The following is a 21,904-nucleotide window of genomic DNA, read 5'->3' as shown; positions in this document are numbered from 1 at the left end:
AGGTGCCTACCGCGCCGCCCACAGCAGGCCGCGCCGGATCATCTCCCGCGGGGCGCCTTGGTCGATCACATCGGCATGGTGCCCCAGCGCATTGTAATACACCCGACCCTTGCCCCACATCTTGGTGAACCCCACCGGCATTGCCACAGGGCCGTTGGCGGCATGCGGGCCATCCACCACCGGAAAATCGCAAACGGCGTGAACCTTCACCGCAGGATCGACATGCAGGTAGTATTGCTCGGTCTTGACGGCGAAATCGCCGATCCCCGCGACCAGGGGGTTGGCCGGATCGGTGATCCGCACCCTGTACTCCACCCCGTCATTGCCCGGATGCGCGACCCACTGCGCGCCGGTCATGAACTGCCAGACCACGTCATTGCGAAAACTGTCGCACATTCCGCCATGGCACCCGGCCAGCCCCACGCCCGCTTCCACCGCATCGGCCACCGCCTGCGATTGCTCCTTGGCAATCGACGACATCGTCCAGATCGGCACGATCAGATCCAGCGCCTTCAGCGCAGCCCCATCGTCAAAACAGGCCAAGGTGTCGGCCACCTCGACCTCGAACCCCTCCGCCCGCAACATGCCGGCAAACAGCGCCGCGACCTTGTCCGGCTGATGCCCGTCCCAACCGCCCCATGTGATCAGTGCCCGCTTGCCCATGCTGTCCTCCCCAGGATGTCCAGCCAATAGGCCCGCAACCCGCCGCAAGTGCAAGGCAAAACCCCTTGCATTTGCTCCTTTGGAAATACTCCACGGGAGGTCCGGAGGGTGTGAAACCCTCCGGCGCCGGCCAAGGGCGGAAGGTCAGAACCGCTGCGGTGCGGCAGGCTTGTTGGCGACGATGGCCTCGATTGCGGCCAAAACGTCGTCGGTCAGCTTGGCCTTCTGGGTCAAGGCCCCCAGGTTGTCGGTCAACTGGCTGATCCGCGACGCGCCCAGGATCACGGTCGACACCCGCGGATTGCGCAGGCACCACAAAAGCGACAGGTTGGTCAGCGACAGCCCCGCCTCATCCGCCACCTTGGCCAAGGCCTTGGCCTTCTCGATCTTGTCGCGGCCCGCATCCGAGGTGAAGGCATCCCTCAGCCATTCATAGCCCGACAGGTTGGCGCGGGCATCGTTCGGGATGCCGTTGTTGTACTTGCCCGTCAGCAGACCTGACGCCAGGGGCGACCAGATCGTGGTTCCCAAGCCATAGGTGTCATAGATCGGCGCATAGTCGGCTTCGACCTTGTGCCGCTCGAACAGGTTGTACTGCGGCTGTTCCATCGTCGGCGGGGTCAGGCCATTGGCGCGGGCCACCGCATGCGCCTCGGTGATCTGCTGGCCCGACCATTCACTGGTGCCCCAGTACAGAACCTTGCCCTGCACCACCAGATTGTGCATCGCGCGTACCGTCTCTTCGATCGGCGTGTCGATGTCGGGACGGTGGCAGAAGTACAGGTCCAGATGATCCACCCGCAGCCGCTTCAGCGCCGCATGGGCGGCTTCGGTCACATGCTTGGCCGACAACCCGCGCTGCGTCGGCTTGGTGCCGCCCCAGAACACCTTCGAGGAGACGATATAGCTGTCCCGGCTCCACCCCAGCTCCTGAATGGCCTGCCCCATGACAAGTTCCGAGCGGCCCTGCTCATAGCCTTCCGCATTGTCGAAGAAGTTGATCCCGGCGTCATAAGCCGCCGTCAACATCTCTTTTGCGGGCGCCACATCCACCTGTTTGGCGAAGGTCACCCAGGACCCGTACGAAAACTCTGAGACCTTGAGGCCCGATTTGCCAAGACGACGATATTCCATGATGCTCTCCCTATGGTTCGCACAGACTTAGGAGCGGCGGGGCCACTTCGCCAGTGCCAAAGCCTGTCTTTCCCGGTCGGTGTCGGCGGACGGGCCGCGAGGGTCGTTTGCAGTCGCGTGGACCTGCCCCGCCGGGCCAATATGCGCCGACCCGAGCCGAGGCGCCATGCAGCTTTCCCCTTCGATACGGCAGAGCCGCCTTCTGTTCCCGCTGCTGGCCACCCTGCTGGTGCTGGCGTGGAGCTCCGGTTTCGTCGGCATCCGCTTTGCCACCGCCCAGGCGCCGGTCTTCACCGTGCTCTTTTGGCGCAGCTTCGTGTCCGGGATCGTTCTGCTGCCTTTCGCCCTGACCCTCGGCCCGCGCCTGACCCTTCGCGCGGTGGCGGAACAGGCGGGCTTCGGCATTCTTGGCATGTTCGTCTATCTGGGGGGCTTTGCGCTGGCGATTGGCAAGGGCGTGCCCACCGGCCTCGTCGCCCTGATCGCCGACATGATGCCACTGGCCATCGCCGCCCTGTCACTGCCGGTCCTGGGCCAAGGGCCCAGCACGCGGCAATGGCTGGGCATGGCCCTTGGCCTGGCAGGAGTGCTGCTCGTCTCAGCCGATACGCTGCACCTGGGTTCCGCCCCGCTTTACGCCTATGCGCTGCCCTTCCTCGGCATGGTTTCCTTTGCCTATGCCACCCTGCTGCAAAAGAAGCATCCCGGCGTCGCGCTTGCCGTAATCCAGCGGCTTTGCCTGCAATGCCTGACCGCCGCCGCCCTCTTCGCGCTCTGCGCCCAAGGCCAACTTGCCCCGCCCGCCACCGGATCTTTCGCGCTTGGCATCGGCTGGCTGGTGCTGTTCGCCACCTTCGGCGGCTACGGCACCTATTACCTCTGCCTGCGCTTCTATTCGCCGGCCAAAGTCTCCAGCGTCCTGCTGCTCAGCCCGCCGGTCACCATGCTCTGGGCCCGGGCCATGTTCGATGAACCGCTGTCGCATCTGATGATCATTGGCCTCGTCATCACCCTGGCGGGCGTCTGGCTCGCCAGCGCGCCACGCTGACCCGCATCCCTGCCGCGAATTATTCGGCAACGGGGCGTGCAAGTAAAACCCCGCCCTGTCGTGGCCCGGCCCAAAGATCCAAACGAAAAGGGCCGCAGCCTCACGGCCACGGCCCCTTCAAACCTGCAGACGGGATCAGACCCCCGCGTAAATCTCGACCAACCGCGCCACTGCCGCGTCCGGCGCCATTTCTTCCGACACGCCGGTCCGGCGCGAGGTCAGTTCGACCACGCCATTCGCAAGGCCCCGAGGCCCAACCGTGATGCGCCACGGCAGGCCGATCAGGTCCATCGTCGCGAACTTCGCGCCAGCCCGTTCATCGCGGTCGTCGTACAAAGGCTCCAGCCCCTTGGCCAGCAGCGCCTTCTCCAACGACGCGCAGGCGGCATCGGCGGCGGCATCCCCTTGCTTGAGGTTGACGATCCCCACCGGGAAGGGCGTCACCCCCTCGGGCCAGATGATGCCCTTGTCGTCATGGCTGGCCTCGATGATCGCCCCCAGCAGACGGCTGACGCCGATCCCGTGCGAGCCCATCTCGACCGGAACCTTCTCGCCCTTGTCGTTGACGACATTGGCGCCCATCGATTCCGAATACTTGGTGCCGAAGTAGAAGATCTGACCCACTTCGATGCCCCGGCCCACCTTGCGGCGCTCTTCCGGAATGGCGTCGAACAGGGATGCGTCGTGGGTTTCGTCGGTGCGGGCGTAAAGTGTGGTGAATTCCTCACAAACCTTCGCCACTTCGGCCCGGTTGTCATAGTCAACGTCGCGCTGGCCGAGTTTCAGATCAACGACGGCCGAGTCATAGAATACTTCCGACTCTCCAGTCGAGGCCAGCACCAGGAATTCATGCGTGTTGTCGCCGCCGATCGGGCCAGAGGCCGCCCGCATCGGAATCGCCGTCAGCCCCATCCGCTCATAGGTCCGCAGGTAGGACACCATGTGCCGGTTGTAGGCGTGCAGCGCGGATTCCTTGTCGATGTCGAAGTTGTAGCCGTCCTTCATCAGGAACTCGCGCCCCCGCATCACGCCAAAACGCGGCCGCATCTCATCCCGGAACTTCCACTGGATGTGGTACAGCGTCAGCGGCAAGTCCTTGTAGGAATTGACATGTGACCGGAAAATATCCGTCACCATCTCTTCGTTCGTGGGCCCGTACAGCAGCTCGCGCTTCTGGCGGTCGGTGATGCGCAGCATTTCCTGACCGTAGTCGTCATAGCGCCCGCTTTCGCGCCACAGGTCAGCGGGTTGCAGGGTGGGCATCAGCAAGGGAATGTGACCCGCGCGAACCTGCTCTTCGTTCACGATCGTCTCGATCCGCCGCAGCACCCGCAGACCCAGCGGCAGCCAGGAATAGATCCCCGCCGCCTGCTGCTTGATCATGCCGGCGCGCAGCATGTAGCGGTGCGAGACGATCTGCGCCTCGGCGGGGTTTTCCTTCAGGACGGGCAGGAAGTAGCGCGACAGACGCATGGACGGCCTCTTTTTGACGGTTTTCCCGTTCCTAGCGGGTTGCAGGGGGGCAAGCAAGCCAGAGGCGCTTAAGCCAATTTCAATCCTTTGCGTCGAAGGTCGGACGGAATGTCTTTTGAAAGGGTTTGCCCTATGGATACGCGTAAGTCTGGCCTGTTTCAGAACATGTCAATCACGACCCGGCTGGGGATCGCCGGGTTTCTGGCCATCGTCTGCATCACGGTAACGGCCTATGCCGGGTATTCGGGGCTGCTGCAAAGCGACGACGGGCTGACGCGCTCGATCACCGGCACCGCGTCCATTCTGGAGTCCGCCGATGGCGACCAAATGCATGATGCGCTGCGGGCGGATGTGCTGAACGCCATCGTCAACGGACCCGAAGCCCCGGACGCGGTGCGCCAAGCCATCCTTCAGGATGTCAGCGACCACGCCGACCGCTTTAACGCCGATCTGGCCCGGCTGAACTCCCTGCAACTCGCCCCCGAGGTCAAAGCCGAGTTGACAAAGACCGAGCCGCTTGTCGCGACATATATTGGGGCAGCGCATGACGCCGTCAAACTCGCCCTGACCGACCGTGCAGCCGCCCAGAACGCACTGCCGACCTTTCTGGCCGCCTTCAAAGTGCTTGAAGGCCAGATGGACGAGCAGGGGAAACTGATCTTGCAGCACGACAAGGACGTCAGCGATGATGCCAAGGCGCGCAATGCCGAACTGCTTCAGGTTCTGTTGATCGCTGCGGGGGTCGCGGTGGCCGTGCTGCTGGTCTCGGGCATCCTGCTGGCGCGCAGCATCACCAAACCCATCGTCCGCACCCGCGATGCCATCAAGGCGGTGGTCGTCAACAGCATGGGGTCCGATGCGCCCGCCATTGCGGCGGCGGCGGGCCAGAAGGATCAGGTTGCCGAAATTGCCAGCTACATGGTGCTTTTGAACCAACGCTTGCAGGACGCGCTTGACATGGAAGCCGCCATCAAACGCACCCAGGCCGAAACGGAAAGCGTGGTCAACGCCCTCAGTGTCGGGCTGAGCAATCTGTCTTCGGGCAATCTGACCGAAGCACTGCATGACAGTTTTCCGCCGCATTACGAAACCCTGCGCGCCAATTACAATACCAGCCTGGCCCGGCTGAACCAGACGATTTCCCAAGTGGTCCGCGCCGCCGGCAGCATCCGCGGCAAATCGGACGAGATCAGTCGCGCCTCGGAAGATCTGGCGCGCCGCACCGAAACCCAGGCCGCCACGCTGGAACAAACCGCCGCGGCGCTTGATGAACTGACGACCTCGGTCCGCTCGGCCGCGCAGTCGGCGCGAGAGGTCGAAACCATCGTACAAGCCGCGCGGCGCGAGGCCGAAGACAGCGGCAAGGTGGTTCTTGGCGCAGTCGACGCGATGAACGGAATTGAAAGATCCTCCGACCAGATCTCGCAGATCATCGGGGTGATCGACGACATCGCCTTCCAGACCAACCTTCTGGCGCTGAACGCCGGGGTCGAGGCGGCGCGGGCGGGTGACGCCGGGCGCGGCTTCGCCGTGGTGGCCTCGGAAGTGCGCGCGCTGGCCCAAAGGTCTTCGGATGCGTCCAAGGAAATCAAGACGCTGATCAGCTCCTCCTCGCAACTCGTCGGGCGCGGCGTCCAAGCGGTGGGCAGCGCGGGCAAGGCCCTGACCACGATGGTGGACCGGGTGGCCAATATCTCCAACCTCGTTTCGGCCATCGCGGTCGGGGCGCAGGAACAGTCGGTCGGTCTGGGCGAGGTCAATGTGGGGGTGAACCAGCTGGATCAGGTGGCCCAGAAGAATGCCGCAATGGTGGAACAGTCGATGCTGGCCACCCAGTCCCTGCGCGAAGAGGCGGTCGGGCTGGACGGTCTGGTGACCCATTTCACCACCAGCGATCCGACCTTCGCGCCGCAACAGCGCCTCAGGGCGGTGGGCTGACCGCGTGGGCCTTGCTCAATCCATCGGCAAAGGCGCCCCGCGCGGGGCGGCACCCAAGGCCCGGGCAAAGCCAACCGCCGCAGCGACTGACCTTTCAGGCTGACCGCCGGCGGCCAGCAGGTGCGCCGCCCTCCAGGGCCGGGCCGGCCCGCAATGCGGCCCCTGACGCGGGACCCAGCGCAGCCCTGTCAGCTTCCCCTGTTCTCCCGGTCTTGCATCCCGGACCTTCAGGGGCAATATCAGGCGGGGACGGACAAGGAGAGCCGCGGTGCCAATCCAGCTTCAGGGACGCTATTGGACGATCGTCGGGATCGTCTTCTTTGTGGCACTCTGGTATCTCGGCTCGGTCATGCTGCCCTTCCTCGTCGGCGGGGCGGTGGCCTACTTTCTGGATCCGGTGGCCGACAAGCTGCAGCGCCTTGGCCTGTCACGCCTGCTGGCCACGGCGCTGATCACGCTGGTCGCGTTCCTTCTGGTCGTTCTGCTGGTTCTGGCCGTCTTTCCCATCCTGATCCAGCAGTTGACCGCCCTGATCAACGCCGCCCCGCAAATCTCGGCCCGGCTGGAGGCGTTTCTGATCTCGCGGTTCCCCGACCTGACCGACAGCACTTCGGTCATGCGCACCACCCTGGCCGAGATTGCCCAAGCCATCCAGGCCCGCGGCGGGGCGGTGGCGCAGGGGCTGATCGCCTCGGTCTTCGGGGTTGTCGGATGGGTGTTGTTCATCGTCGTGGTCCCGGTCGTGGCCTTCTATCTGCTGCTGGACTGGGACAGCATGGTGGCACGCGTCGATGACCTTCTGCCGCGCGACCATGCGCCGGTGATCCGCCAACTGGCGCGGGAGATTGACACGGCACTGGCAGGCTTCGTGCGCGGGCAGGTGACGGTCTGCCTGACGCTGGCGGTTTACTATGCCTCGGCGCTGATGCTGGCCGGCCTGCAGTTCGGCCTGATCGTCGGCGCCTTTGCCGGGGCGATCACGGTGGTGCCTTTCATCGGGGCGATGTCTGGCGGCGCCTTGGCCATGTGTCTTGCTTTCTACCAGTTCTGGGGGAATTGGGTCGCCATTGGCACCATCGGCGCGATCTTCGCCATCGGCCAGTTCATGGAGGGCAACGTCCTGACCCCGCGTCTGGTTGGCAAATCCATTGGCGTCCACCCGGTCTGGCTGATCTTCGCCCTGTCGATCTTTGGCAGCGTCTTCGGTTTTGTCGGCATGCTGGTGGCGGTTCCCATCTCGGCGGCGATCGGGGTTCTGGCCCGCTTCGCACTGGCGCGCTATCAGCACAGCCTGCTGTACCTTGGCAAAGCCAACGGCCAAGACAGCGCAGGAGGCTAGACGTGACCGATCAACTCGCTTTCGATCTTCCCGCGCGTGAGGCGTGGTCGCGGCAGGATTTCTTCACCTCGCCCGCCAACGAGGCCGCCCTGCGCGCGGTAGAGGGCTGGCAAGGCTGGCCCGGCGGCCGGATGCTGCTTTTGGGGCCGCAGGGCTCAGGAAAGACCCATCTGGCGCATATCTGGGCGGCGCAAACCCGGGCGCTGTGGCTTTCCCCTGATGATCTGGCCGACCGCCTGCCCCAGATTGCGGCCGATGCCTGCGTCATCATCGACGGCGCGCAGCGCGTGGCGGGGCATGCGGAAACCGCGCTGTTCTACCTGTACAACCGCCTGATCCCGCAGGGCCGCCTGCTGTTGACCGCCCCCGCCGCCCCGCGCGACTGGGGACTGACCCTGCCGGACCTTCTGTCACGCCTGCAAGCCATGGCCGTCGCCCGGCTTGACGCGCCGGATGATGCGCTGCTGGCCGGCGTGCTGGTCAAGATGCTGGCCGACCGTCAGATCACCGCGCCCGCCAACCTGATCCCCTACCTTCTGCCCCGGATGGAGCGGTCGATCGCCGCCGCCCGTGCCGTGACGGCCGCCTTGGACGCCCGCTCGCTGGCCACCCAGCGCCCGGTTACACGCCAACTTGCAGCCGAGGTGCTGGACTTGGCCGCTGACGAGTGAAACAGTCACTCACCTGTCACAATTCGCAGCGATAAGCCGGCCCATGACCCAAGCTGATTTCCTCAAAGCCCCGTTTCCCGCCGCAGTCAGCTATCCTGCCGCCGAAACCGCCGGCCCCCGCCGCTTCTTCAACCGCGAGCTTTCGTGGCTGGCCTTCAATTGGCGCGTGGTCGAAGAGGCCTCGAACCCCGGCGTGCCCTTGCTGGAGCGTCTGCGCTTCCTGTCGATTTCCGCCGCCAATCTGGATGAATTCTACACCGTCCGCGTGGCAGGCCTGCGCGCTCAGGTGCGCAATGGCAACGCCCCCCTGTCGGATGATGGCCGCACCCCGGCCGAACAGCTGACCCTGATCCACGCCGATGCCCGCCGCCTGATGCAGATGCAGCAAACCGTCTTCAACAAGCTGAAGAAAGAGATGGAGGCCGAGGGGATCATCATCCTCACCCGCTCCAAGCTGACCGCCCGCGATCTGCGGTTGCTGGAAGAGAACTTCCTGACCAAGGTCTTCCCGGTTCTGTCACCCCTTGCCATCGACCCGGCCCACCCCTTCCCCTTCATCCCCAACACCGGCTTCTCGCTGGCGCTGGAGCTGGAACGCGTCACCGACCACCGCACCCTGAAGGCCCTGCTGCCGATCCCGCAGCAGATCGCCCGCTTCGTCCCCCTGCCCGGCAAACCCGGCGAGGCGCGCTTCCTGCCGCTGGAGGAACTGCTGCTCCTCCACCTCGACATGCTGTTTCCCGGCTACACAGACCGCGGCCACTGCATGTTCCGCGTGCTGCGCGACAGCGATCTGGATGTCGAAGAGGAATCCGAAGACCTCGTCCGCGAATTTGAAACCGCGCTGAAACGCCGTCGCCGGGGCGAGGTGATCCGCCTGAAACTGTCAGCCGGGGCCCCCGCCGACCTGCGCGCCCTGATCATGGAAGAACTGGCCGTCACCCCCGATGAGGTGGTGGAAGCCCGTGGCCTTCTGGGGGTTGCAGACCTCAAGCAACTCGTCCTGTCCTCGCGCCCCGATCTGCTGTGGCCCGCCTTTACCCCCCGCGTGCCCGAACGCGTGCAGGACCATGGCGGCGACATGTTTGCCGCCATCAAGCAAAAGGACATGCTGCTGCACCACCCCTATGAAACCTTCGACATGGTGATCCGCTTTCTGGAACAGGCGGCGCGCGATCCCAATGTTCTGGCCATCAAGCAAACCCTCTACCGCACCAGCCACGACAGCCCCATCGTCTCGGCGCTGTGCGAGGCCGCCGAGAACGGCAAGTCCGTCACCGCCTTGGTCGAACTGAAAGCCCGCTTTGACGAGGCCGCCAACATCCTGCAATCCCGCCGTCTAGAACGCGCAGGTGCCCATGTCGTCTACGGCTTCATGCACCTGAAAACCCACGCGAAAATCTCGACCGTCGTGCGGCGCGAGGGCGAGAACCTTGTGACCTACACGCACTACGGCACCGGCAACTATCACCCGATCACCGCCCGCATTTACACCGACCTGTCGTTCTTCACCTGCGACGCGCCCTTGGGCCGCGATGCCACCAAGGTCTTCAACTACCTGTCGGGCTATGTGCAGCCCGAAGGCTTGGAAAACCTCGCCATCGCGCCCACCACGCTCAAACCCCGCCTCTTGTCCCTCATCGCCGCCGAGGCGGAGCATGCCAAGGCCGGGCGCCCCGCCGAAATCTGGATCAAGCTGAACTCGCTGTTCGAGCCGGATGTGATCGACGCCCTCTATGCCGCCTCCCAAGCCGGCGTGAAGATCAACCTGATCATCCGCGGCATCTGCGGCCTGCGCCCCGGGATCAAGGGCCTGTCGGAAAACATCCGCGTCAAGTCCGTGGTGGGCCGCTTTCTGGAACACTCCCGCATCGTCTGCTTTGGCGCGGGCCACGGGTTGCCGTCCAAGCAGGCCCATGTCTTCCTGTCCTCGGCCGACTGGATGGACCGCAACCTGTCGCGCCGGGTGGAAACGCTGGTGGAGATTCACAACCCCACCGTCCGCGCCCAGATCATGGGCCAGATCATGGCCGCCAACATGGCGGACGAGTCGCAAAGCTGGATGCTGACCCCCGATGGCGGCTACCAGCGCGACCTCGCCTCGGATGGCAAGACCCTGTTCAACTGCCACCGCTTCTTCATGGAAAATCCCTCCCTCTCCGGTCGCGGCACCGCCGGGGCCAAGGACGCACCGCGCCTCGCCGGAGACTGATCCATTGCATTGACCAAGGTGCTGCCTTGGGCCATGCAGGGGCAAAGAAGACGTTCCGGGGGGAATCGACATGACGGCTGACAGAACCACCGCCCCCGCAGATGCCGACTGGGGTCCCTTCGGCAGGCCTCTGTTCGATGACCCGTCTGTCCGGGCGCTGTCCCGCGTTGGCGTGGTGGATGTCGGCTCGAACTCGGTCCGGATGGTGGTCTTTGACGGCGCGGCGCGCAGCCCTGCCTATTTCTACAACGAAAAGATCATGTGCGGTCTGGGCAAGGGTCTGGCCGAAACCAACAAACTGAACCCCGAAGGCCGCAAGCGCGCGCTGGAGGCGTTGAAGCGTTTTGCCTTGCTGGCCAAGGGCATGGGCATCGAAAAGCTGACCGTGGTCGCCACCGCTGCCGCGCGCGAAGCCGAGGATGGCCCGGCCTTCCAGCAAGAGGTCCTTGAACAGACCGGCCTGAAGATCTGGGTCGTCGATGGCGACGAAGAGGCGCGGCTGTCGGCCCAAGGCGTGCTTCTGGGCTGGCCGGATGCCAAGGGCGTCGTCTGTGACATGGGCGGCAACTCGATGGAACTGGCCCGCATCGGCGACGGCAAAGTTGGCCGCCGCGCCACCTCGCCGCTGGGCCCGTTCCGCCTGCAGCAGGTGCTGGGCGGACCGAAGGCGCGGGCCGATCACATTGACAAGATTCTCAAAGGCTTGCAGTCCGAAATCAAATCCGAGGGCGAGCGGATTTATCTGGTTGGCGGCTCATGGCGGGTGATCGCAAGGCTGGATATGGAACGGCGGAATTATCCCCTCACCGTCCTGCACGAATACCGCATGATGCCGCAAAGCCTGCTGGACACGCTGGCCTGGATCCAGTCCTCTGACCTTGCCGTGCTGCGCGCCCGCACCGGCACCAGTGCCGAACGGATGGAACTGGTTCCTCTGGCCTGCGAAGTGCTGCGCGAACTGATCCTGATGCTGAAACCGTCCGAGATTGACATCTCCGCCTACGGCATCCGCGAAGGTCTTCTCTACGAGGTGATGCCCGAAAAACTCCGCCAGCGCGACCCGCTGATCGAGGCGGCCCGGATCAGCGAACTCACCGCCGCCCGCATCCCCGGCACCGGCAAGCGGCTCTATGAATTTCTGCAACCGCTGTTCCCCAACGCCAATCCCGAACGCCAGCGCCTGATGAAGGCCGCCTGCCTGCTGCATGACACGACATGGCGCGCCCACCCCGACTACCGGGCCGAGGCCTGCTTTGACAATGCCACCCGCGCCAACCTGGGCGGGCTTGACCATCCGGGCCGCGTCTTCCTGGGGCTGGCGCTGCTGCACCGCTACAAGAACTCCCGCGCCGGTTCGCGCCTGGAACCGCTGTTCCGCCTGCTGACCGACCAACAGATGCAAGAGGCCGAGGTGCTGGGCAAAGCCATGCGCTTTGGTGCCATGTTCGCCGCTGGCGACCCGGCGCAGGCCGGGCGGCTGGCTTGGTCCGCCAAGAAGCGCATTCTGGAACTGCACCTTACCCCCGACGGCCACGATCTTTACGGCGAGGTGGCGCAGGCCCGCTTCGCCTCGCTGGCCCTGGCGATGCGGGCCGAAGTCAAAGTGGTGGAGCCCGTCTGATGCTGACCTTCGACCATATCGCCATCACAGCAACCACATTGCAGGAGGGGGTCGATTGGGTCGAAGCCGCGCTGGGCGTGACACTGGCGGGCGGCGGCAAACACAACCTGATGGCCACCCACAACCGCCTGCTTGGCTTGGGCGACCTCTACCTTGAAGTCATCGCCATCGACCCCGAAGGCGCCCCACCTGCCCAACCCCGCTGGTTCGACATGGACCGCTTCCGCGGCCCGCCCCGCCTGACCAACTGGATCACCCGCACCGATGACATCACGGCCGAAGTGGCGCGCAGCCCGCAGGGTGTCGGCGTCCCCGTCTCTCTGGCCCGGGGCGACTACCGCTGGAAAATGGCCGTGCCGGCCGATGGCATCCTGCCCTTCGACAACGGCTTTCCCGCGCTGATCCAGTGGCTGACCCCGCTGCACCCCACGCAAACCCTGCCGGACTCCGGCGTGCGGCTGAAGACCCTGACCCTGACCCACCCGCAGGCCGTTGCCCTGCGCGCCGCCGTCCCCTTGCAAGATCCCCGCGTCCAGATCGTCCAGGGGCCCGCCAAAGCCCTGAGTGCCACCTTCTCAACCCCCTCCGGTGACAGGAGCCTGTCATGATCCGCCCCGCCATCGTCCTTGACGCCCAAGCCATCGCCGACGTCTGGAACCCCTGGATCCGCGACACCGGCATCACCTTCAACGCCGTCGACAAACACCCCGAAGACATCGCAGACCTGATCGTTGCGCGCACCACCGCCGGCCACGGCTTTCTGGTCGCCACCGATGATGACACGGGCGGCATCCTCGGCTTTGCCACCTACAGCCAGTTTCGCGGCGGCATCGGCTATGCCCGCACCATGGAACATTCCATCATCCTGTCACCGCTTGCCCGGGGCAAAGGCCTTGGCCGCGCCCTCCTGACCCGGATCGAGGCCCATGCCCGCGAAGAAGGCGCGCATCAGATCATCGCCGGGGTCAGTTCGGAAAACGCCGATGGCATCCGGTTCCATCTTGCCATGGGCTATGACGAATGCGCCCGCATCCGCGAGGCCGGCTACAAGTTCGGGCGCTACATGGATCTTGTGCTGATGCAGAAATTCCTCTCCTGACAGCGGGCGCGGGCCGGGTTAGACTGTGCCCATGTCACTCTGGTCCCGCATCACCGAAGCGCTCGCCGCCCTCGCCAAAGGCGAAGGGCTTGGCACCCTGTTCGACCGCCTGAAGGTCACGCCCGAACGATCGGTCGGCTTCACCATCGCCGTCATCGCCTTGGGCGCCAAGATGGCCAAGGCCGACGGTCAGGTCACCCGGGACGAGGTTGCAGCCTTCCGCCGCGTCTTCACCATCCCGAAGTCCGAAGAGGGCAGCGCCGCCCGCGTCTTCAACCTCGCCCGGCAGGACGTCGCGGGCTTTGACGCCTATGCCCGCCAGATCCGCGCCATGTTCGGCCCCACCGACCGCGACGTGCTGATCGACCTGATGGAGGGCCTGTTCCACATCGCCATGGCCGACGGCGAATTCCACCCCGCCGAGGAAAACTTCCTGCGCGAGGTCGCCCGCATCTTCGGCCTTGACGAGCGGTGCTTCCGCTCGCTGCGCGCCCGCTACGTGGCCGATGACCCCTATGCCGTTCTGGGCGTCGCCCCCGATGCCCCGCCAGAGGTCATCAAGAAAGCCTGGCGCGCGGCGGTAAAATCCTCCCACCCCGATGTGATGATCGCCCGCGGCGTCCCGCCCGAGGCCGTCAAGCTCGCCGAAGACCGCATGCGCGCACTCAACGCCGCTTACGAGGAAATCACCCGGCGGGCCGCCTGATGCGGCCCCCCCTGCTAAGAGTGGCCACCTACAACGTCGAATGGATGAACGCCCTCTTCGATGATCAGGGCCACCTTCTGGCCACCAACGCGCTTTCAGCCCGCTACAACATCTCCAAGGCCGACCAGCTCACCGCGCTCGGCATCGTCTTTACCGCGCTGAACGCCGACGGCGTGATGATCATCGAGGCGCCGGATCAAGGCAGCAAACGCTCCACCACCCGCGCCCTTGAAACCTTCGCCGCCCACTTCGGTCTGCGCACCCGCAAGGCCGTGATCGGCTTTGCCTCCGACACCGAACAGGAAATCGCTTTCCTTTACGACCCCGATGTCCTCACCGTCACCCACGACCCGCGCGGCGCGCCCGCCCCCGCCAAAGGCGCCCCACTCGGCCCGGCCGGGGCCCCGCGCTTCGACACCGGCCTGCGCCATGACATCAACGCCGATGGGGTCGATGAACTGGTGATCTTCTCCAAACCCCCGCTGGAACTTTCCGTCACCGCCGGTGCGCGCACCCTTCACCTCATCGGCGTCCACGCCAAGTCCAAGGCGCCCCACGGGACCCTGTCCAAGGACGAGTTCCGCCGCATCTCGATCGAGAACCGCCGCAAGCAACTGGCCGAGTGTCACTGGCTGCGGGCCCGTGCCGATGAACACCTTGCCCTGCACGAAAGCCTGATCGTGATGGGCGATTTCAACGATGGCCCCGGTCTGGACAAATACGAACGCCTCTTCGGCCAATCCGGGGTCGAGGTGGTGCTGGGCCTTGGCACCCCGCGCCCCAACCGCCTGTACGATCCGCATGCCTTCATGGCCCTGAACCAGCGCGCCGGCCTGACCCCCACCACCGCCCGCTTCTGGCTGCCGCCGCAACAGTGCTATTACGAGGCGCTTCTCGATTACATCATGGTCTCGGCCGACCTCTATGACACCCACCCCGGCTGGCGCATCTGGCACCCGTTCAACGACCCGCGCATCACCGCCATCCCCGATCTGGCCGAGGCGATCCTCACCGCCTCCGACCATTTTCCGGTGACAATCGACTTGCCCTGAACCGCCCCACCCCCGATACATGGCGAAAACCGGGGGCAGTATGCGCTTTTCCATGATTTCAGCCGCACTTGTCGCGGCCCTTGTCGGCTATGGCAGCACCATCGCCCTGATCCTCGCCGCAGCCCAGGCCCTTGGCGCCTCACCCGCGCAAACCGCCTCGTGGATCACCGCCATCTGCCTGATCAAGGCCGCAGGCTCGGCCTTCCTCTCGGTCAGGTCCCGCGTCCCGGTGGTGCTGGCCTGGTCCACCCCCGGCGCCGCCCTCATCGCCGCCACCCAAGGCCTCACCATGGCCGAAGCCGTGGGCGCCTTCCTCTTCACCGGAGCGCTCATCGCCCTGACCGGCGCGCTGCGCCCCTTGGGCAAGATCATCGCCCAAATCCCTGACGCCGTGGCCGCCGCCATGCTGGCCGGCGTGCTGTTGCCCTTCTGCCTCAAGGGCATGGCCGCCGCAGGCCTGATCGGTCCCATGGCCCTCGCCATGGGCATGGTCTTCGCCCTCGTCCGCCTCTACAACCCCGCCCTTGCCGTCCTCGCCGCCCTGGCCGCCGGCCTGATCGCCGCCTTCGGCCCCGGCGCAGCTCTGTTCCCCGCCCTCACCCTGCCCCTGCCGACGCTGACCTTCATCCCGCCCCAGTTCCACGCCCAAGCCCTGATCGGCCTCGGCCTGCCGCTCTATCTCGTCACCATGGCCAGCCAGAACCTGCCCGGCTTCGCGACCCTGCGCGCCGCAGGATACGAGCCCCCCGTGGCCCCTGCCCTGATCACGACGGGGGGCCTCTCCGCCCTCGGCGCCCTGTTCGGCGCCCACACAATCTCGATGGCCGCCATCACCGCCGCCATCTGCCTGGACGAGGATGTCCACCCCGACCGCAGCCAACGCTGGAAAGTCGGCCTCGCCTATGCCGGGGTCTGGCTGGCGCTCGCCCTCGTGGGCCCGGTCCTGATCACCATCCTGCAAGCCATGCCACCGCAGATCCTGACCCTCCTGATCGGCCTGGCCCTCCTCGGCCCCCTGACCGGCGCACTCGCCAGCGCCTACACCCCACCGCAAAGCCGCTTCGCCGCCAGCATCACCCTCACCGTCACCGCCTCCGGCATCGCCCTCTTCGGCATCGGCGCCGCCTTCTGGGGCCTCCTCGCCGGCCTTGCCATGCTCGCCTTGGAAACCCAAGCCAAACGCCTGCGCCGCTGACCCTTTCATCCAGGTCCAAATATCCCACGGGGGCGCGGGGGTGTGAAACCCCCGCTCTTCGGGGGGGCGGGGGGGTGCGGGGGGGCCTGCCCCCCCGCCCGCTTCAGAACGGCACGTCTGACACCTGATGCGCCGGGATCACCCAGCGCGCGACGATCTTCTTGCTTCCGGCGTGGTCGAACTCGATGTCCAGCTTGTCGCCTTCCACCATCATCACCTCGCCATAGCCGAACTTCTGGTGAAACACCCGGTCGCCAATGCCAAACCCCGACACCGCCTCGGCATCGATCGTGATGCCGCGCGCTTCGCGGGGCTGGCTCAGCGTGCGTCCCACCGGCCCCGCATTGGCCCGCTCCGTCATCCGCTTCCACCCCGGCGAGGCATAGACATCCGCCTTGGTCGCCCGTTGCTCGACCGAGGAATTGAAACTGACCGCTGCCGCCCCGAACCCGCCGCCATACAGCACCGGCGGCGTCAGCACCGTCACATGCTCGCTCGGCAGTTCATCAATGAACCGCGAGGGAAGTTGCGACTGCCACTGCCCATAAACCCGCCGGTTCGACGCGAAAGAGATCGTGCACAACCGTTCCGCCCGCGTGATCCCCACGTAAGCCAGCCGCCGCTCCTCCTCCAACCCCTTCAACCCGCTTTCGTCCATCGACCGTTGGCTGGGAAACAGCCCCTCTTCCCAGCCCGGCAAAAACACCGCCGGAAACTCCAGCCCCTTGGCCGCGTGCAGCGTCATGATCGAGACCTTTTCGGCGGCCTCCTCCGTCTCATTGTCCATGATCAACGAGACGTGCTCCAGAAACCCCTGCAAATTCTCGAACTGTTCCAGCGCCTTGACCAGTTCCTTCAAGTTCTCCAGCCGCCCCGGCGCTTCCGGCGTCTTGTCGTTCTGCCACATGTCGGTGTAGCCCGACTCCTCCAGGATCTGCTCGGCCAGTTCGATATGGTTGTGCGGCCCTTGAATGACCCGGTGCCAGCGGTCCACATTCTCGACAAAAGCGCGCAGATGACTGCCGCCCTTGCCACCAATCGCCCCCTTGGCCAGCACTTCGCGCGCCCCGTCCAGCAAGGGCAGGCCCGCCAGCCGCGCCGCCCGCTGCACATCCGCCTGCGCCTTGTCGCCCAAGCCCCGCTTCGGCGTGTTGATGATCCGCTCGAACGCCAGATCATCCTCCGGGCTCACCGCCAGCCGGAAATACGCCATCGCGTCGCGAATTTCCTGCCGCTCGTAGAACCGAGGCCCGCCGATCACCCGGTACGGCATGCCGATCGTCAGAAACCGGTCCTCAAACGCCCGCATCTGGTGCGAGGCGCGAACCAGAATCGCCATGTCATCCAACGACAACAGCCCGATCCCGCGCCCGCCCCGCTGCAGCGCTTCAATCTCTTCGCCAATCCAGCGCGCCTCTTCCTCGCCATCCCAATGGCCGATCAGCCGCACCTTCTCGCCCTTGGTCTCCTCGGTCCACAGCGTCTTGCCCAACCGCCCGGCATTGGCCGCAATCACGCCAGAGGCCGCCGCCAGAATATGCGGCGTTGACCGGTAATTCTGCTCCAGACGCACCACCTTCGCGCCGGGAAAATCCTTTTCAAACCGTAGGATGTTGCCCACTTCCGCGCCACGCCAGCCATAGATCGACTGGTCGTCATCGCCCACGCAGCAGATATTCCGATGCCCCTGCGCCAAGAGCCGCAGCCACAGATACTGCGCCACGTTGGTGTCCTGATACTCGTCCACCAGAATGTATTTGAACCAGCGCTGATACTGCTCCAGCACGTCCGGGTGGCCTTGGAAGATCGTGACACAATGCATCAGCAGATCGCCGAAATCGGTCGCGTTCAGCGTCTTCAGCCGGTTCTGATAGGCCTCGTACAACTCCGTCCCACGGTTGTTGTAGGCTGACGCCTCCGAGGTCGGCACCCGATCCGGCAACAGCGCCCGGTTCTTCCAGCTGTCGATCAAACTGGCCAACAACCGCGCCGGCCAGCGCTTCTCGTCAATATTCGCCGCTGAAATCAGCTGTTTCATCAGCCGGATCTGGTCATCGGTGTCCAGAATGGTGAAATTGCTTTTCAGCCCCACCAGTTCCGCATGCCGCCGCAGGATCTTGACCGACAATGAGTGGAAGGTGCCCATCCACCCCATCCCCTCCGCCGTCTCACCCAGGATGCGGCCCACCCGCAGCTTCATCTCGCGCGCGGCCTTGTTGGTGAAGGTCACCGACAGAATCTCGTTCGGGCGCGCCTTGCCCATCGCCAGCAGATGCACGATCCGGGCAATCAGCGCCTTGGTCTTGCCGGTGCCAGCCCCCGCCAGCATCAGCACAGGCCCGTCCAGCGCCTCAACCGCCGCGCGCTGCGCGGGGTTCAGATCGTCAAGATAGGGCGCAGGCCGGGCGGCCAGCGCACGGCGTGACAGGGGAATGACTTCCGAAGGGGCAGACTCGCTCATGCGCGCCAGCCTAGCGCGATGCGGGCCGGATGGGAAGCGCTGTTCCGCTTATGTTCTTGCCGCGCCACAAAGAACGGTAGAAATCCGCCTCTCCACCGCAAGATAGCCTAAGCGCCCAGCGCCTTGGCCTTTGCCGTTGCTGCGGCCAATGCGGCCTTTACGGCACGCGAAAGCCCCGCCTCCGCCGCCTCAATCCCCGCAGCCGTCACCCCCTGATAGCCGCGATAGGTGTCAAGGATCGCCCCCAGTTCCCCCATCCTGCCCTCCAGAAACGGGGCAGAGCCGCAGATCACCGCCTCCACTGCCGCCATGGCAACAGGCTCGGGCAACCCCCGCGCCAAGGCATCGCGCAGCATCGCCTGCGCCATCAGCGCCGGATAGGCCGCGCCCGATCCGCTCAACGCCGCCAGATAGTCCAGGTCATCCTCGCCCGCCACGCGGTCCTGCCCGCCCATCGCGGACAAGATCCGCCCGACCAACGCCGCATCTTCCGCGTCAACATCCCCCACCCAAGGCGTGTAAGACCGCCCGACCGGCGCCGCCCCGTTCGGCATCGCCCGCACGATCCGCGCCTGCGGGAACAATCGGCGCAGCTTGGCCTGCGTCCAGACCGTCATGAAGGAAATCACCAGCCGGTCGCCCGGATCAAATCCCGCCACCGGAAAGTCCTCGGGCCGCACGGCAATCACCACCACGTCACAGGCCGACACCGCCGCCGCATCGCCCCACACGACACCGGCCCCGTAAGCCGCGCGCCGGCCAGAGCGATTGGCCAGCACCAGATCGCCCTCGGCCCAAAGCCCCTGACCGATCAGCCGCAGCCCCAAAGCCTGCCCCAGCCAACCCGTCGCGCCCAGAATGCCCAGCTTCATCGCAGCCCCTCGTTTTGCCGCAAGCCTCGGCCAAAGCGCCGGGCACCGCAAGGTCAGGCCGCCGGATATTGTTCCCGCATCCCGTCGCTATAGCGGCCAAAGAGGCGGGCGAAGGTCACGATATCCGCCTCGGACCAGGTGGCGAACAGCTTCATCGTCCGCGCCCACTTGGCCGCCAAGAAACCGTCCATCAAGGCCCAGGCCGCCTCGGTCGGCACCAGAACAGACCGGCGGCCGTCTTCCTGACTGACCGCCCGGCTCAACAGCCCGCGCTCCACCAGATCCGCCGCAATCCGGCTGGCGCGCGAGGGGTCCAGCGCCATCTCTTCCGCCAACAGCCCCACCGTCGCCTCTGCCGCAGGCCGCCCATAGCCGCCCTTGATCCGCAAGATCGCCGACAGCGCGTGAAACTGCGTCGCCTCCAGCCCGGCGCCCAGCTCTGCCATCAGGCTTTGCGGCACGTCGCCCTTCATCACCCGCCGCACATAGTGGAAATGGTCGGCATCCAACGCCAGCATGGCCATCACCGCCGCTTCGGCAAAGCCCGCCGCCTGCAGCGCGGCCTTCACCCGCTCATGCGGGCGTTGGGGCTGGGGCGGGGGCAAGGGTGCGGAAGACAGGGTTTTCTCGGGCATGGCCTTGACTAAAAGACCTTCTGTGCCACTGTCAAGTATGTGACCTGCGCAATCATGTGCTGTTGACATATAAACGCCCCTCCCCTAGTCCTGACGCCTGCGAACAGGAGAAAACCATGAGCCAAGCCCCCTCCGAAGCCCCGCCCGGCCACGCCCCGCACGAGACAGGGTCGCTTCGGCTGACCATCCTGTCGATCGGCCTGCTGCTGTTGCTGGCGGCGCTGGACCAAAGCATCGTCTCCACCGCCCTGCCCACCATCGTCTCGGACCTCGGCGGTCTCGATCACCTGTCCTGGGTGGTGACCTCCTACATCCTGACCTCGACCATCGTGGCCCCGCTCTACGGCAAACTGGGCGATCTTTATGGCCGCCGGATCATGGTGTTTTCGTGCGTGGCGATCTTCATCGCGGGCTCGGCGCTGTGTGGCCTGGCCTCCTCGATGACCTTCCTGATCATCGCCCGCGCCATTCAAGGCCTTGGCGGCGGTGGCCTGTTCGTGCTGGCCCTGTCCGTGGTGGGCGACGTCGTCCCCCCGCGGGAGCGCGGCAAGATCCAGGGCGTCTTTGCCGCCGTCTTCTCGACCTCCTCCGTGCTGGGCCCCTTGGCGGGCGGCTGGCTGTCGCAAAACGCCAACTGGCATTGGATCTTCTTCATCAACATCCCGCTCGGCCTGATCGCCCTCGTGGGCTTTGCCTTCAGCTTCAAGGCCCGTCCCGCCCGCACCGATCACCAGATCGACTGGTGGGGCGCGATCACCCTGACCCTCGGCCTTGGCGCGCTGACCTTGCTGACCAGCCTCGGCGGGCGCAGCTTCGACTGGGCCTCGCTGAACGCCGCAGCCTTGGCCGCCGTCACCCTGATGGCGCTGGTGGCCTTCGTCCTGATCGAGCGTCGCGCCGCCGAGCCGATCCTGCCGATGTGGCTTTTCGGCATGAACGTCTTCTGGGTCACCGCCATCCTTGGCTTTGTCGTGGGGGCGGCCCTGTTCGGGGCAATCACCTTCCTGCCGCTTTACCTGCAAATCGCCAAGGGCGCCTCGCCCACCGGATCAGGCCTGCAGCTGATCCCGTTGACCATGGGCATCGTCGCGGCCTCTACCCTTGCGGGCCGCTACATGGGCAAGACCGGCAAATACAAGATCCTGCCGATCATCGGCGCCAGCCTTCTGTCCATCGGCATGCTGGCCCTGACGCAACTGGCGCGCGACACCGGCATCCTGCCCTTCAGCCTTGTGCTGGTCATGGTCGGCCTTGGCATGGGCTGCATCTTCCCGGTCGTCACCACCGCCGTGCAGAACGCCGTGCCGCGCCAGACCCTTGGCACCGCCACCGCCGCCGGCATCCTGTTGCGGCAATGCGGCGGCGCCTTGGGCGTGGCCGCCTTCGGCGCGCTCTTCTCGGCCCGCCTGCTGTCCGGCCTGGGCGATGCGGCAGCCCAACTGGGCGGCGGCGCCGATCTTGGCCCGCAAACCATGGCCAAACTCTCCCCCGACCTGCAAGCCACCGTCGCCGCCGCCGTGATCAACGCGATCCACCCGATTTACTGGATCGCCGCCGCCATGGCCGTCGTGGCTCTGGGCTTCGCCTTCGTGCTGGAAGAGGTCGCCTTGGTCAACCGCATGGTCCCCAAGGGCGAATAGGACCGCAACCGGTCACGCCCCTGCCTGATTCCAAGGCAGGGGCAAGTCATTTGCGGAATTCTTGCGCGTTTGCCCCTTTGCCCCCCTTGCGCCGCACCGCAGCAGACTTAGGATGGCGTCCCAAACCTGCGACAAACGCCCGCAG

Annotated in this window: 18 protein-coding genes; 12 read left to right on the top strand and 6 right to left on the bottom strand. The window is 65.5% G+C overall.

Annotated features, from left to right (window positions below):
- Positions 1–6: 6 nt before the first annotated feature.
- Both AC1Y2B_RS15335 and AC1Y2B_RS15330 read right to left on the bottom strand, forming a co-directional pair.
- Entirely contained in the window at positions 7–663 is a 657-nt protein-coding gene (locus AC1Y2B_RS15335) for a ThuA domain-containing protein (protein ID WP_482253977.1), read from the bottom strand.
- A 144-nt stretch (positions 664–807) separates the two neighbouring features.
- The gene (locus AC1Y2B_RS15330) at positions 808–1,797 is read right to left on the bottom strand and encodes a potassium channel beta subunit family protein (protein WP_482253976.1); all 990 of its coding nucleotides are present in this window, start codon (positions 1,795–1,797) and stop codon (positions 808–810) included.
- Between the two features lie 166 nt (positions 1,798–1,963).
- Here AC1Y2B_RS15330 and AC1Y2B_RS15325 point away from each other — a divergent pair, with 166 nt between their 5' ends.
- Positions 1,964–2,845, top strand: coding sequence for a DMT family transporter (locus AC1Y2B_RS15325; protein WP_482253975.1), 882 nt, complete (start codon positions 1,964–1,966; stop codon positions 2,843–2,845).
- Positions 2,846–2,980: 135 nt separating this feature from the next.
- Here the strand turns inward: AC1Y2B_RS15325 and proS are convergent, their stop codons facing one another.
- Complete coding sequence (gene proS, locus AC1Y2B_RS15320) at positions 2,981–4,318, bottom strand: proline--tRNA ligase (protein ID WP_482253974.1); 1,338 nt, start codon at positions 4,316–4,318, stop codon at positions 2,981–2,983.
- 132 nt (positions 4,319–4,450) lie between these two features.
- On the opposite strand from proS, the gene AC1Y2B_RS15315 reads away from it, so the two are divergent.
- From AC1Y2B_RS15315 to AC1Y2B_RS15270, 10 genes are all read left to right on the top strand, one after another.
- Complete coding sequence (locus AC1Y2B_RS15315; protein WP_482253973.1) at positions 4,451–6,256, top strand: HAMP domain-containing methyl-accepting chemotaxis protein; 1,806 nt, start codon at positions 4,451–4,453, stop codon at positions 6,254–6,256.
- Between the two features lie 268 nt (positions 6,257–6,524).
- The gene (locus AC1Y2B_RS15310) at positions 6,525–7,595 is read left to right on the top strand and encodes an AI-2E family transporter (protein ID WP_482253972.1); all 1,071 of its coding nucleotides are present in this window, start codon (positions 6,525–6,527) and stop codon (positions 7,593–7,595) included.
- Positions 7,596–7,597: 2 nt separating this feature from the next.
- Positions 7,598–8,266: a P-loop NTPase family protein gene (locus AC1Y2B_RS15305; RefSeq protein WP_482253971.1), complete on the top strand. Its 669-nt coding sequence runs from the start codon at positions 7,598–7,600 to the stop codon at positions 8,264–8,266.
- A 43-nt stretch (positions 8,267–8,309) separates the two neighbouring features.
- Positions 8,310–10,478, top strand: a complete 2,169-nt coding sequence (locus AC1Y2B_RS15300) for an RNA degradosome polyphosphate kinase (RefSeq protein ID WP_482253970.1) — start codon at positions 8,310–8,312, stop codon at positions 10,476–10,478.
- Between the two features lie 70 nt (positions 10,479–10,548).
- Positions 10,549–12,099: a Ppx/GppA family phosphatase gene (locus tag AC1Y2B_RS15295; RefSeq protein ID WP_482253969.1), complete on the top strand. Its 1,551-nt coding sequence runs from the start codon at positions 10,549–10,551 to the stop codon at positions 12,097–12,099.
- Positions 12,099–12,707, top strand: coding sequence for a VOC family protein (locus tag AC1Y2B_RS15290; RefSeq protein ID WP_482253968.1), 609 nt, complete (start codon positions 12,099–12,101; stop codon positions 12,705–12,707). Before AC1Y2B_RS15295 ends, AC1Y2B_RS15290 begins: the two co-directional genes overlap by 1 nt.
- Positions 12,704–13,198, top strand: coding sequence for a GNAT family N-acetyltransferase (locus AC1Y2B_RS15285; RefSeq protein WP_482253967.1), 495 nt, complete (start codon positions 12,704–12,706; stop codon positions 13,196–13,198). Before AC1Y2B_RS15290 ends, AC1Y2B_RS15285 begins: the two co-directional genes overlap by 4 nt.
- Positions 13,199–13,229: 31 nt before the next feature.
- Complete coding sequence (locus AC1Y2B_RS15280; RefSeq protein WP_482253966.1) at positions 13,230–13,904, top strand: TerB family tellurite resistance protein; 675 nt, start codon at positions 13,230–13,232, stop codon at positions 13,902–13,904.
- Positions 13,901–14,956, top strand: a complete 1,056-nt coding sequence (locus tag AC1Y2B_RS15275; protein WP_482254006.1) for an endonuclease/exonuclease/phosphatase family protein — start codon at positions 13,901–13,903, stop codon at positions 14,954–14,956. The genes AC1Y2B_RS15280 and AC1Y2B_RS15275 overlap by 4 nt, the downstream gene beginning before the upstream one ends.
- Positions 14,957–14,996: 40 nt before the next feature.
- The gene (locus tag AC1Y2B_RS15270; RefSeq protein ID WP_482253965.1) at positions 14,997–16,151 is read left to right on the top strand and encodes a benzoate/H(+) symporter BenE family transporter; all 1,155 of its coding nucleotides are present in this window, start codon (positions 14,997–14,999) and stop codon (positions 16,149–16,151) included.
- Between the two features lie 103 nt (positions 16,152–16,254).
- Here AC1Y2B_RS15270 and AC1Y2B_RS15265 read toward each other — a convergent pair whose 3' ends face one another.
- The 3 genes from AC1Y2B_RS15265 to AC1Y2B_RS15255 form a co-directional block, all read right to left on the bottom strand.
- Positions 16,255–18,621 carry an ATP-dependent helicase gene (locus AC1Y2B_RS15265; RefSeq protein WP_482254005.1) on the bottom strand — a complete coding sequence of 789 codons (2,367 nt, stop codon included), beginning with the start codon at positions 18,619–18,621 and terminating at the stop codon, positions 16,255–16,257.
- A gap of 98 nt (positions 18,622–18,719) precedes the next feature.
- Entirely contained in the window at positions 18,720–19,484 is a 765-nt protein-coding gene (locus AC1Y2B_RS15260) for a pyrroline-5-carboxylate reductase family protein (protein ID WP_482253964.1), read from the bottom strand.
- Positions 19,485–19,537: 53 nt separating this feature from the next.
- Positions 19,538–20,119: a MarR family winged helix-turn-helix transcriptional regulator gene (locus tag AC1Y2B_RS15255; protein WP_482253963.1), complete on the bottom strand. Its 582-nt coding sequence runs from the start codon at positions 20,117–20,119 to the stop codon at positions 19,538–19,540.
- Positions 20,120–20,235: 116 nt separating this feature from the next.
- Here AC1Y2B_RS15255 and AC1Y2B_RS15250 point away from each other — a divergent pair, with 116 nt between their 5' ends.
- Positions 20,236–21,759, top strand: coding sequence for an MDR family MFS transporter (locus AC1Y2B_RS15250; protein WP_482253962.1), 1,524 nt, complete (start codon positions 20,236–20,238; stop codon positions 21,757–21,759).
- The last annotated feature ends 145 nt before the right edge of the window (positions 21,760–21,904 follow it).

The sequence above is a fragment of the Stagnihabitans sp. genome (assembly GCF_964946895.1).
Note: the sequence above shows the minus strand (reverse complement) of the source record. Positions and strands in the feature narration are given on the sequence as shown.